Consider the following 11780-nt stretch of genomic DNA (forward strand, 5'->3'; position numbering starts at 1 on the left):
CCGGGTAGACGGCACGCATGTTCCTCCACGCGCTCGGACATTTTCACCCGGAGAATCTCATCACCAACGCGTTCCTCCACGACATCGGCCTGGAGACGGACGACGCGTGGATTGTCGAGCGGGTGGGCATCCGTACCCGGCACACGGTGCTGCCGCTCGACTACATCCGAGAGACACGCAACCGTGACGTGCGCGGAGCACTGGAGGCCGCGCTGTACTCCAACGCGGAGACCGGCAGGCGCGCGGCGCTGATGGCCCTCCAGCGTGCGGGGCGCGACGTGAAGGACGTGGGGATGGTGGTGGCTGGCGGCTGCTCGCCCGACGAGTGCATTCCAGCCGAGGCCTGCCGCATCGCCGAGGCGTTGGGCATCGAGGCCCCGTCCCTGGACCTCAACGCCGCCTGCTCCTCTTTCTGCGCTCAGCTCCACTTCCTCGCCGGAATGCGGCCGGAGCGCCTGCCGGACTTCATCCTCGTGGTGAACCCGGAGAACTCCACCCGCGTGGTCGATTACTCGGACCGCTCGAGCTGCGTGCTGTGGGGCGATGGCACCAGCGCCGCGCTGCTCAGCCCTCGCATTCCTGGCCCCTGGCGCATCACTCAGACCCTGCTCGGTGGGAGCCCCTCGGGCGCGGACAAGGTGAAGGTGCCTCGCGCCGGCCACTTCACCCAGCAGGGCTCCGCGGTGCAGACCTTCGCCATCAAGCGCGCCAGCGAGACCTTCCTCGCGCTGCGCTCGCACTACCTCGCGGCCGCCCCGGGACGCACTCCGGAGGGACTGAGCCTCATCGGGCACCAGGCCAACCTGCGCATGCTGGAGGCGGTGCAGCGCCGCACCGAGATGCCCGACTCGCGCCACTTCTACAACGTGGAGTATCGAGGCAACTGTGGAGCCTCGGGCGCCCCTACCGTGCTCTCCGAGAACTGGGACAACCCCCAGGTGGGAGACGCAGTGGCGCTCGCGGTGGTGGGCAGTGGCCTCACCTGGGCGGGCGCCCTGCTGGAGCGCTACCGCGCGGAGTAGTGTCGCGCGCCATGGCACTGAAGAAGAAGGGCAAGTACTTCTACGGGGACTCCCGGGCGGACATTGCCCCGGAGCTCGCCCGCTACAGCGCGGCGAACGGGTACCCCGTCGAGCGGATGACCGACCTGAAGTGCGAGTGCGGCTCCGAGCGGCTGGGCTTGCTGCTGGACGAGGAGGAGGGAGCGGCCGTCCAGGTCTGTGCGGCCTGTCAGCGTCAGACGCCGATTGGAGACAGCGCCGACTACCTCGAGGATGCCGAGCTCGAGGAGCGCGAGTGCGTCTGTGGCTGCTCGCAGTTCGAGATCTCTACCGGCGCCGCGTTCTACAAGGACAGCACCGACGTCCGATGGTTCTACGTCGGTTGCCGGTGCGTCGCCTGCGGCATCGTGGGCTGCTACGGGGACTGGAAGACGCCCTGAAGGCGCATTGCCGCACGGAGTCGCCGCGCGCCGTCGGGCCTATAGTGCGAGGCACATGCGTTCGGAAGCCCTCGTCCCCCGTGTTCCGCCACTGCTCCTGCCCGGGCTCGCGCTCGCCACGGCGGCGCTGCACCTGCTCTTTGCCCATCGCTACGGCTACTTCCGGGACGAGCTCTATTTCATCGCCTGTGGACAGCGGCTCGACTGGGGCTACGTGGATCAGCCGCCCCTTATCGCCTTGGCCGCCCGGCTCGCCACCACGCTCTTCGGACATTCCCTCACCGGACTGCGTCTTCTGCCCGCACTCGCCGCCGCGGGCCTCGTGAGCCTCACCGGCTACCTCGTGCGACGCCTCGGCGGCGGAGGCTTCGCCGTGGGGCTCGCCGCCCTGCCCACCGCGCTTGCCCCCCTCTTCCTCTTCGAAGGCCACACCCTCACCATGAACGCCTTCGAGCCCCTGCTCTGGACGGGCTGCGCCGCCCTGCTCGTCCTGTTGGTGCAGACGGAGCAGCACCGCCTCTGGCTCGCCATAGGTGCACTCGTCGGCGTGGGCCTGCTCAACAAGTACTCCATGGGATTCTTCGCCGCATGCCTTGGGCTCGGCGTTCTTCTCACGCCCACGCGCCGGCTGCTGGCCAACCGCTGGCTCGTCCTCGGCGTGCTGCTGGCCTCGGCGCTCGTGCTGCCCAACCTCCTTTGGCAGCACCATCACGGCTGGCCCATGCTCGAGCTGCTGCGCAACGGCCAGCTCTACAAGAACACGCCCTTCCAGCTGGGTGAGTTCCTGCGCGGGCAGCTGCTCATGCTCCACCCGCTCGCTGCCCCGTTGTGGCTCACCGGGCTCGGCTTCTTCCTGTTCGCTCCCTCGGGCCGGCCGTACAGGGCCCTCGGCCTCACATTCGTCCTGCTCTTCGGCCTGCTCGTGTACCTGCGCGCCAAGGACTACTACCTGGCCCCTGCCTACCCCATGCTGTTCGCCGCGGGCGCGGTTGCCGCCGAGCGCCTCATCTCGCGCCCGGTGTGGCGTGCCGCGGTGCTCGTCCCGGGTGTGGCGGGCTTCGCGGCCCTGGCGCCCCTGACGCTGCCCGTGTTCCCCGTGGAGACCTTCATCGCGTACCAGCGAGCCCTGGGCCTCGAGGCGCCCCGCCACGAGCGCCACGCGTACGGTGTCCTGCCCCAGCACTACGCGGACCAGCACGGCTGGGAGGAGCTCGTCTCGGCGGTGGCCGGGGTGTACCAGCGCCTGCCGCCGGAGACTCGGGCCCGTACGGGCTTGTTCGCGCAGAACTACGGCGAGGCCGGCGCGCTCGACTGGCTCGGCCGCGCCCAGGGACTTCCCCCGGCGCGCTCGGGGCACAACCACTACTTCCTCTGGGGACCCGGGGAGGAGCCCGAGAACCTCCTCGTGGTGGGCGGTGACTTCGAGGACCTCCAGCCACTGTGCCAGCGTGCCGAGGTCGCCGGGCGCGTACCGCCCAATCCCTACGTGATGCCTTACGAGGACAACCTGCCGCTCTACCTGTGCTCAGGACTGAAGGTGCCGCTGGCCACGCTCTGGCCGCGCCTGAAGCACTACGAGTAGCGGTCCGCGTCCTCTCAAGGGCTCCGGGGGCAGGGAGGGTTGCTCGGGCAGCGCGCTTCGACATCCCGAGGTGTCGTCTGCGTGCAGCCGAATACCCGGGCGAAGACGTTCGTCTCCAGGAAGCCCACTCCGTCGGAGCCGTTCCATCCCCGCAGGATGCCGTGCCCCGCGCTGTCCTCGATGCGCGAGTTGGCGATGAACGGCGCAGCCGGTTGTTGGAAGACGAGAATGGCCGAGCTGACATCGAACGAGCCCGGCAGGTAGTTGCAGCCGAAGCCCGAGCACTGGCAAGCGCCGCCGGCATAGCGGACCCATACGGACTCCAGCCGGCTGTCCGGGCTCAGCCCGTCGAAGCGGATGCCTGCCCAATCCCCCGCAGCCGGCGTGGCCCGAGCAGAGGTGAAGACAACAGGACGGGAGGTCGTGCCCGCGGCGATGAGTGCGCTGTTGCCGTCATACACGCGGAGCGTCTTTTCCGGCTGGAAGCGCAGCTCGACACCTGGCTCCACGGTGAGGGTGGCCGAGACGTTGGAGCCGCCCACCTGCAGCCCATCCACGACATAGGGCACACCGAGCGCTCTCACCGTGGCATTCGCGCCGACAAAGGTGATGCTGGCGGACGCCACGTTGGGGCTGACGAAGATGGTGTCCGAGCGGTTGCCCGTATAGGTACCGGAGGGCAACGTGCCCAGTGCGTTGGCGTTGATGGCCAACGGCTCGGGGCGTGCGTCGCTTCCCGAGTCGCGAATGACCAGCGTCGTGGAGCCCTCCGCGAAGCCGCCCGTACCATTGAGCAACACGCCCGGCCCTCGCGAGCCTTCGATGGTGACGTGATCCACGAAGAGCGGCCTCGGACCGGGGAGGTCCGCGCCCGCGCTCACGCGCACGGTGGCCTCGGCGGATGAGGGATTTCCTCCGCCCGACAGCACCGTCCACGTCAGCCGCGCGGAGCCTCCGGCATAGATGCGGAACTGGCCCCAGGGCTGGCTCGCTTCCAGGGGCTCGAAGCGCACCGGACGCGCCTGCGTACCCGCCGCGACGAGCGAGCCGCCGCTATCCAGCCCGATGGAGCGTGCCGGTCCCATGCGCACGACGGTGCAGGGTTCTACCGTCACCGTCGCGCGAACCAGCAGATCCGCGGCGACGACATGCAGGCTGGAAGCGGACCAGGTCTCGGGAGCCAAGATGGAGCCCTGGTGCTCGATGGGTGCGCCCGTGGGCGTAGGGCACGCGGGCTCGGGCTGCCCCGCGTCCGGCTCGCCCGAGGGCCGTCCCGGCTCATCGGGGGTACAACCCGGCAGCGTAACGGCCAGCAGCAGCCACGTCAGTGCACAGCGCCGCAAAGAAGAGCTCACGATTCGTGCCTCCACGGGCCGAGTCGACGGCCCAAGCTCTCCACCATCGCCGTTTTACAACGGAGTGTCATGAGTTTGAGGCGACCTCCTCGCCATGCGAAGTGCCGTAGGAGTCGCTGGCAGCAGGAGGCCTGGCGCCCAGGCCCGCCCCCAGCAAGGGCGCGAAGGGATTCACGAAGACCGACAGCGAGAGGAGCGATTCCCAGTGCGAAACACCCTCTTCGCGCGGGATCAGGCGGTCGCTCCGAGCGGCCACAATCTTTCTTCACAAAAGGACAAAAGAGGCGAAACGAGCCGGGTGTGTCATGGGGACATGGAACTCCAGACCCAGGACACAGCGAGCGCTCTCTACCCTCGGACAATGTCCGTGCCCCACCGCGCCATCAGGCGCGAGCCTGTCGTGTTCGGCCATGCCCTGGAGTTGGTGCTTGCCGATGCCGCAGCGCTCGGCTCTCGGGCGATCGAAGCACTGGCCGGGCTGGGGCTCTCCTTGAACGAGCCCCTCCGGGCCGCCTACCCGGGTGCCCTCTGGGCGGGAGCCATTCACATCCTCTCCGAAGCGCTCTACCCGCACCTGAGCACGCCCAAGGCGGAGTTCGCACTCGGGCGGCGGTTCATGGAGCGCGCGCTCCAGTCCCGGCTGGGCGCGGCGATGATGGCTCACGCCAAGGTGATAGGGCCCCAGCGCACGCTGCAGCGGCTGACCCACAACCTGCGAGCGTTCAACAACTTCCTCGGTGCCTCCGTGCGAGAGCTGCCCGGACATATCGGCTGGGAGCTCGTCGTGAGGCCGCTCCCGGAGTTCTTCCTGGCACCCGGGGTCCACGGAGAGCCGCCCCAGTTCACCCGGGGCATGCTCACCACCGCCTTCCACGCAGCCGGCCTGTCCCGTGTCCGGATGGACGTGGTGCACCACGAAGCGTCGCTCGGCATGTCCATCTTCCACCTCGCCTTCTGAGGCGGAGCGCTTCGCGGGCTGGTACAACTCCCAGCACCCCATAGCGCCATCGGCGGCCCCCGCTAGCGTCGCCTGGCGAGCGCCCGGGCCACACTCCCGTCATGCGTCTCCCGAGCCGCCAACTCATCACGATAGGGTAAAGAGTACGCACGCATGCAGGACAAATACTACGTAGGGGCGTACTGGGGCCCGCGCAAGGAGACGGCGCTGGAGTGTGCCCGGCGTGCGGAGCTCTTCCTTCACAGGCTGGCGCGGTGTGACCCGTCCTTCGCCCAATGGTACCGGGGGGGGACGTGGAGCCCCCCGAGGACTTCCAGGCCACCCTGTCCATCCGGAGGTGGAGGACCTGGAAAAGCTCCTGCTGAACAGCAGGAATCGCACGGACCTCGGAAAGAAGGTCATCGAGGATCTGGGCTTCAGACGAATGATGTGGAACGCGAAGAAGGAGGCCACCGACATCAGCCTCTCCTGCGGTGGATACTCCCCGTGGGGAGGGCCCAACTCGTGCCTGCTCAAACCGACCAGGGAGGGCGCGATACGAGAGCGCCTCCTACGCACTCCTGTACTGACCGAGGTGCTCACCAGCATGGTCACCGCGTGGGACCCTGACTTCGCCATGGCCAGCTCATCGGAGATGGTGAGGCGCATCGAGAAGGGCAGGTTCGAGGTGCGGGTGGGCTGGCTGACGTACCTGTCGCGCCGCCTGGGCACTGTTCCGCCGCTGCCCGCGCCCGTGCGCATTGAACCGATGGGCGAGCTGGGCTGGCTTCTCGTCCTCTCCCCCGAGCCCATGACGGCGAGCAACCCCGAGCACGTGGCGTTCACCGCACGCGTACGCGAGTTGCTGGACAGGGCGGGGCTCATCGAGCGGCCGCAAGCCGAGCCTATCGGCTGGTGACACAAGCACTCGCTCCCCCAAGCCGCAGACGCTGATGAAGTGCAGCCGTCCCCGTCGGTGTCGCCTGGCGAGCGCCCGGGCCCACACTCCCGTCATGCAGGAGTCCCGCGCGTGGCATAAACCTCCCCCATGTCTCGCGACGTCTCCTTCTTCGACTCCCTTGGCCGCCTCCTCACCCTCGAGCGCGAGGCCGAGCGCGCCCGCATGGAAGCCCTCGCCGAGGGCATGTCCCTCCAGCAGCGCGCTGAGCAGGGCCTCTCCTTCCTCGACTTGGAGAGCATCGAGGAGGAGGTCGGCCTCGGTGGCCGAGTCCTCGTCACGCTCGCACGCAAGGACAGGGCCCGCTTCCCCGCACGTCTCGACAACGGCGACCAGGTCGCCGTCTTCCCTCGCCGCTCCGAGGTGAAGGAGCCCGCCCGCGCCCTCGTCTCCCGCGCCACCGCCACCCGCGTCCAGCTCGCCTTCGACCGCGAGCCCCCTCCCTTCGTCCACGAAGGTCTGCTCCGCCTCGACCGCGTCCCCAACGACGTCACCTACGAGCGCGTCCGCGCCGGCCTCACCCGTGTGAAGGCGCTCGACAAGGGCGCCGCCCGCCGCAAGCGCGAGGTGCTCCTGGGCAACGAGCATCCTCGCTTCGACTCGCTGCGCGAATTCACCCCCACTCGCCCCCTCAACCCCGAGCAGCAGGATGCTGTCTCTCGCGCGCTCGCCGCCGAGGACTTCTTCCTCGTCCACGGGCCCCCGGGCACCGGCAAGAGCACCGTGCTCGCCGAGGTCGCCGCACAGGCCGTCTCCCGCGGCCAGCGTCTGCTTTGCACCGCCGCCAGCAACGCCGCCGTGGACCACCTCACCGACCTCTGTCTCGACAAGGGCCTGCGCGCCATCCGCGTTGGCCACCCTGCCCGCGTCACTCCCCGCCTTCAGGAGCACACCCTGGACCTCGTGGTGGAGGAGCACCCCGACCGCGTCCTCTCTCGCGAGCTCTTCGACGAGGCCTTCTCCCTGCTCGGCTACGCCCGCCGCCAGCGCACCCAGGGCCGCAGCCGCGAGCGCTTCGCCAATGCCCGCGCCTCCACCACCGAGGCCAAGAGCATTCTCGACGAGGCCCGCGCCCTCGAGCGCAAGGCTCTACGCTCCGTCCTCGAGCGCGCCCAGGTCGTCTGCGTCACCCTCGCCAGTCTCGAGTCCGGCGTCCTCTCCCACGAGGAGTTCGATCTCGCCCTGCTCGACGAGGCCACCCAGGCCACCGAGCCGCTCGCCCTGCTCGGCTTCCTGCGCGCCCCCAAGGTCATCCTCGCTGGAGATCCCCAGCAGCTTCCCCCCACCGTCCTGTCCCAGGAGGCCGCGAAGCAGGGGCTCGCCGTCAGCCTCTTCGAGCGTCTGCTCTCCGACCACGGCGAGGGCGTCAAGCGCATGCTCCGCGAGCAGTACCGGATGAACACCGCCATCATGTCCTTCCCCTCGCAGCAGATGTACGGCGGCGAGCTGCGCGCCCACCCCAGCGTGGCGGACCGAACCCTCGCGGACGTGCTGCCCCCGGAGGCCAGCATGGACGCCCCGCCCGTCCTCTTCCTCGACACCGCGGGCAAGGGCTTCGACGAGGAGCAGGAGAAGGATACCGGCAGCCTCTTCAATCGCGGCGAGGCGGACCTCGTCGTCGCCCGTGTGAAGGAGTTACTCGCCGCCGGCCTGGAGCCCCGCGAGCTCGCCGTCATCACCCCCTACCGCGCCCAGGCCCACGCCCTGCGCGAGCGCGTGGAGCCGCTTTCCCCTGACATCGAGGTGGACACCGTGGACGCCTTCCAGGGCCGTGAGAAGGACGCCATCCTCGTCTCCCTCACCCGCTCCAACTCCGAGGCCCAGCTCGGCTTCCTCACCGACTTGCGCCGCATCAACGTCGCCCTCACCCGCGCCCGCAGGCACCTCTTCGTCGTGGGGGACTCCGCCACCCTCAGCGGCCACCCCTTCTACGCCCGCTTCATCGAGTCCACCCAGGAGGCCTCCAGCTACCGCTCCGCCTGGGAGTGGCCCGACCCCGCGGATGCACCCTGACGGTTGACGCGACGATTTGCACAAACCTAGCCTGTGCGGATGCACGAATGGAACCCTGGGATGAAAGCATTCGTATGGCCGGGGCTCGTGCTGTTGCTGTCGGTTGTAGGATGCACGGACCGCTCCAACCAGGACACGAAGGATGAGAGCCCGGAGACCACGAGCCGGGAAGTGTCGGTAGAGGCGCTGGCTGGCGAGGTCGACTCAGCGAACCGCTATCTCTCAACGGTCCTCGTCGTGGCCCACGAGCCCGTGTCAGGCAAGAGCTTCAAGGGTTGCAGCGGCGTGCTGCTCTCTCCTCGGTGGGTACTCACGGCGGGGCACTGCGTGTGTCCACAGCGGCCAGCGCGTGTACCTGCTGATGAGAATGGACGCATCGTCGACGGCACCACGTGCGCGGCGAGTGCCACCATCAAGGTCTTCTCCTACCTTCCGATGACGCCGGGTGAGCCATCGGAGGTGCGCGCTACCAGACATCAAGGCAAGGTTCACGCCCATCCCGAGCTCAAGCTCCTGCTTGACGCTGGTGGAGGGATTGTCTCGAGCCATGCGGACCTCGCTCTCGTCTTCCTGGAGATTCCGGTGAAGGATGCGCCGCCTCCCCCGGCGTTGGCGAAGACTGAAGTCACCCCCGGTGAGCCCATCACCGTGGTGGGACACGGGCATGACGAGCTCCGGGGAAGCATGGGGGGAGAGCGCCGATTCAACAGGACACGGGTGGCGAGGCGCGCGGAATCGGGCGGAGAGCGAGTCGTGTTCGAGCAGCCGAACAGGAATCTCTACAGGGGCGAGAGCGGGGGCCCTTGCCTTCGAGAGACTCCTCAGGGGCCGGAGCTCGTCGGGATATCGAGTCGCAGCCTGGGCCGGGAAGCCTCCCTCATCGAAACCCATGCCTTCCAGGGTTGGATTCTCGAGCGGATGCAACGCGCTCCATGATGGTGGGCCGCTGCCGGACACGTCTCGCCGTGCTGTCGCTGTCGGTGACGGCCCTTGGGAGCGGATGCGCCGGGGAGGCCTCGTCGCTGGAGCGGACGCTCCTGCGGCGCACGTCTCTCGTCAGGCCTGGAAGCTCGCGGGATTTCGAGAATCGCTACCGGTCGACGCTCAGGCTCTTCGTTGCGGAGAAGGCCGCACAGGAACAGGGCTCGAGCGGGGAGTGCAGCGGCGTCCTCATCGCGCCGCAGGTCGTTCTGACGGCCGGACATTGTGTCTGCATCGTGAGGAAGCTCTCCGTGTCCGAACGCGAGGCGCTGGGCAAGGAGGCGATTGCCAGGATGGAGCGCCGAGGCAATGTCATTTCCAGGGCCGAGAGCCTTCGGGGTCAACGTATCGACGCCGTCATGGACAGCTCGAGGTGCGCGAGCAGCGCGAAGGTCAGGACGATCATCTACGAGCCGCCAGTTCCAGGAGAGGCGGAGAGTTCGCGGCAGAAGACGTACAGCGGCTCGGTGAGGCCCCATCCCCGGCTCGAGCTCCTCTACGACGATGAAGGAAGCGTGGTCTGGAGTAGCGCGGACCTCGCGGTCATCCGCCTGGACATGCCGGTGAAGGACTTTCCGGTGGTGAAGCGGACGACAGCAGAGGCGCGGGTGGGCGAGCCCATCGTCATGGTGGGTTATGGACCCGGTGAGCCCCTCGGATTGGCCGGGGAGCGTCATTCTGGCGAGAACCAGGTGAGCTGGCTCAGGAGGCTGGACTCGGGAAGTGTCGAGCTCGTCGTTGCGCAGCAGCGGATGCCCACCGGTCAAGTCGCCTCGCATCTGGACGCAGGTGATAGCGGAGGAGGCTGCTGGCGCACGGGAAGCGATGGCAACGCGGTGCTCATCGGAATCGCGGGTGGGAATGCGAAGAACGGTAGGGGCGAGAGCCTCTCGGTCTTCACCAGCCTCTACTCGCATGAGGAGTGGCTGAGCCAACAACTGGCAGAGCCATGATTCACGCCCCAGAGGCGCTCCTGTCTGTCCGGGTTTGAGAAAATGTGAACCTCGGCGGTAACCCCGGGGTACTACGCAAAAGGTGCAGTCCTACACGCACGTTTTGTCACAAGCCCTGCAAGATTTGTCACTCCGGGAGGGGCGGGCAGGCGCTAAAGCCCTGGATTCCTTGTGGCTCGGCAAAAGCCGGGCGTCGGCACGCCGCATGCTTGAGAAGAGAGTGTGGGGGAAGGCAGCCCTCAGAGGAGGCAGCCATGTCGCAAGTTCGTTCCGTCGTGTCCAAGGAAGCTGATGTGTGGATTCTCCGTCTGGAGAAGGCCAACGGGAAGGTGCAGGAGTACCGTTGCACCTCCGAGGGTCAGGCGAAGCAGCTCGCCCTGGTGCTCTCCGCCTCGGCTCCTGTTGAGGCCATGCAGCCACAGGCCTGAGCCACACTCGTTGTTTCCAACGGCGGCCGGATGCGTCATGCGGTACCGGCCGGAGTAATCTTCCCGGCCCGCAAGGAGCCGCCGTTGCCCTCATCTTTCGAGTCGTTGACAGTCGATGCCCACGGCCTTGCCCTCCACGCGCGCCAACGCAATGCCGGAGGCTCGCCCGCCGTCGTCTTCCTGCACGGCTGGTTGGACCATTCCCACAGCTTCGATCTGGTCGCCGAGCACCTGCCGGACTCCTGGCGTCTGGTGCTGCTCGACTTCCGCGGCATGGGCCGCAGCGCGCACCAGCCACCCCACTCCCACTACCAGTTCGCCGAGCACCTGGTGGACGTGGAGGCAGTGCTGCGCGCCACCGGGCTCGAGTCGGCGCACTTCGTCGGCCACTCGCTCGGGGGAATCGTCGCCACGGCCTACGCCGCCGCGCGCCCCTCCCGCGTCCTCAGCCTCAGCCTCATCGAGAGCCTCGGCCCCACGGGCGGTCCTCCCGAGAACGCGCTCGTGCGGCTGCGCGGCTTCCTCGACGACTTGGAGCGCGCCCCCAACCGCAAGCGCTACCCCAACGTGGAGGCCGCCGCCGCCCGCCTGCGAGAGAACAACCCCTCCCTGACAGAGGCCGCCGCGCTCCACATGGCCCGCTACGGCACCGAGCCCGTGGAGGGTGGCCTCGTCTTCACCTTTGATCCCGCCCACCGCCGCCGCTTCGCCTTCGGCTACGACGACGCGCAGTGGCTCGCCATCTCCTCCGCCGTCACCTGCCCCGTGCAGCTGATCCTCGGCAGCGAGGGCTTCCGCTTCGATGACGAGCGCGCCAGGGCGAGGCTCGACGCACTGAGGCTCCCGCGGCCGCCGCTCGTCCTTCCCGGCGGGCACCACGTCCACCTGGAGCAGCCCGAGGCCGTGGCGCGCGCCCTGGTGGAGCACATCCTCCCGGCCCGCTAGTCCGCCCCACCCCTCTGGCAACCCGGGAAAACTCCTTCCACCCTTCAGGGTAAGAGGATTCCCTCGGTTCGCATCCCACATCCACACCCCTTCTCAAGCCCCTGTTTTTACTGGGCTCTTCAGTCGACACAGGGCTGGTCGTCCGTTTGCATCGTGGCCATGCCGGATGGGCGCGAGGCGAGAACGG

The 11780-nt window shown here is 68.2% G+C and carries 11 protein-coding genes and 1 pseudogene; 11 read left to right on the forward strand and 1 reads right to left on the reverse strand.

What is annotated here, in order from left to right:
• Positions 1-17: 17 nt before the first annotated feature.
• The 3 genes from OV287_RS44135 to OV287_RS44145 are packed head-to-tail and all read left to right on the forward strand — an operon-like array spanning position 18 to position 3023.
• Positions 18-1022: a 3-oxoacyl-ACP synthase III family protein gene (locus OV287_RS44135; RefSeq protein ID WP_267540062.1), complete on the forward strand. Its 1005-nt coding sequence runs from the start codon at positions 18-20 to the stop codon at positions 1020-1022.
• 11 nt (positions 1023-1033) lie between these two features.
• Positions 1034-1441: a hypothetical protein gene (locus tag OV287_RS44140; RefSeq protein ID WP_267540063.1), complete on the forward strand. Its 408-nt coding sequence runs from the start codon at positions 1034-1036 to the stop codon at positions 1439-1441.
• 55 nt (positions 1442-1496) lie between these two features.
• Positions 1497-3023, forward strand: a complete 1527-nt coding sequence (locus OV287_RS44145) for an ArnT family glycosyltransferase (RefSeq protein WP_267540064.1) — start codon at positions 1497-1499, stop codon at positions 3021-3023.
• Between the two features lie 14 nt (positions 3024-3037).
• On the opposite strand, the gene OV287_RS44150 is transcribed toward OV287_RS44145, so the two are convergent.
• Complete coding sequence (locus OV287_RS44150; RefSeq protein ID WP_267540065.1) at positions 3038-4378, reverse strand: beta-helix domain-containing protein; 1341 nt, start codon at positions 4376-4378, stop codon at positions 3038-3040.
• A gap of 313 nt (positions 4379-4691) precedes the next feature.
• Between OV287_RS44150 and OV287_RS44155 the strand changes: the two genes are divergently transcribed.
• The 8 genes and pseudogenes from OV287_RS44155 (at position 4692) to OV287_RS44185 (ending at position 11593) form a co-directional block, all read left to right on the forward strand.
• Positions 4692-5336, forward strand: a complete 645-nt coding sequence (locus OV287_RS44155) for a DUF2378 family protein (RefSeq protein ID WP_267540066.1) — start codon at positions 4692-4694, stop codon at positions 5334-5336.
• A 153-nt stretch (positions 5337-5489) separates the two neighbouring features.
• Positions 5490-5567: pseudogene (locus OV287_RS56595) on the forward strand (Imm52 family immunity protein); the annotation flags it as partial.
• Between the two features lie 106 nt (positions 5568-5673).
• Complete coding sequence (locus OV287_RS44160) at positions 5674-6234, forward strand: Imm52 family immunity protein (protein WP_267540067.1); 561 nt, start codon at positions 5674-5676, stop codon at positions 6232-6234.
• Between the two features lie 129 nt (positions 6235-6363).
• The gene (locus tag OV287_RS44165) at positions 6364-8286 is read left to right on the forward strand and encodes an AAA domain-containing protein (RefSeq protein ID WP_267540068.1); all 1923 of its coding nucleotides are present in this window, start codon (positions 6364-6366) and stop codon (positions 8284-8286) included.
• Positions 8287-8346: 60 nt separating this feature from the next.
• Positions 8347-9222 (forward strand): S1 family peptidase, encoded by an 876-nt coding sequence (locus OV287_RS44170; protein WP_267540069.1) that lies wholly within the window; start codon positions 8347-8349, stop codon positions 9220-9222.
• Positions 9219-10220: a trypsin-like serine protease gene (locus tag OV287_RS44175; protein ID WP_267540070.1), complete on the forward strand. Its 1002-nt coding sequence runs from the start codon at positions 9219-9221 to the stop codon at positions 10218-10220. Before OV287_RS44170 ends, OV287_RS44175 begins: the two co-directional genes overlap by 4 nt.
• Before the next feature lie 254 nt (positions 10221-10474).
• Positions 10475-10648 (forward strand): hypothetical protein, encoded by a 174-nt coding sequence (locus OV287_RS44180; protein ID WP_267540071.1) that lies wholly within the window; start codon positions 10475-10477, stop codon positions 10646-10648.
• Between the two features lie 84 nt (positions 10649-10732).
• Positions 10733-11593: an alpha/beta fold hydrolase gene (locus tag OV287_RS44185; protein ID WP_267540072.1), complete on the forward strand. Its 861-nt coding sequence runs from the start codon at positions 10733-10735 to the stop codon at positions 11591-11593.
• Positions 11594-11780 lie beyond the last annotated feature (187 nt).

The organism is Archangium lansingense (genome assembly GCF_026626635.1).
In the GTDB taxonomy this organism is placed as follows: domain Bacteria; phylum Myxococcota; class Myxococcia; order Myxococcales; family Myxococcaceae; genus Archangium; species Archangium lansingense.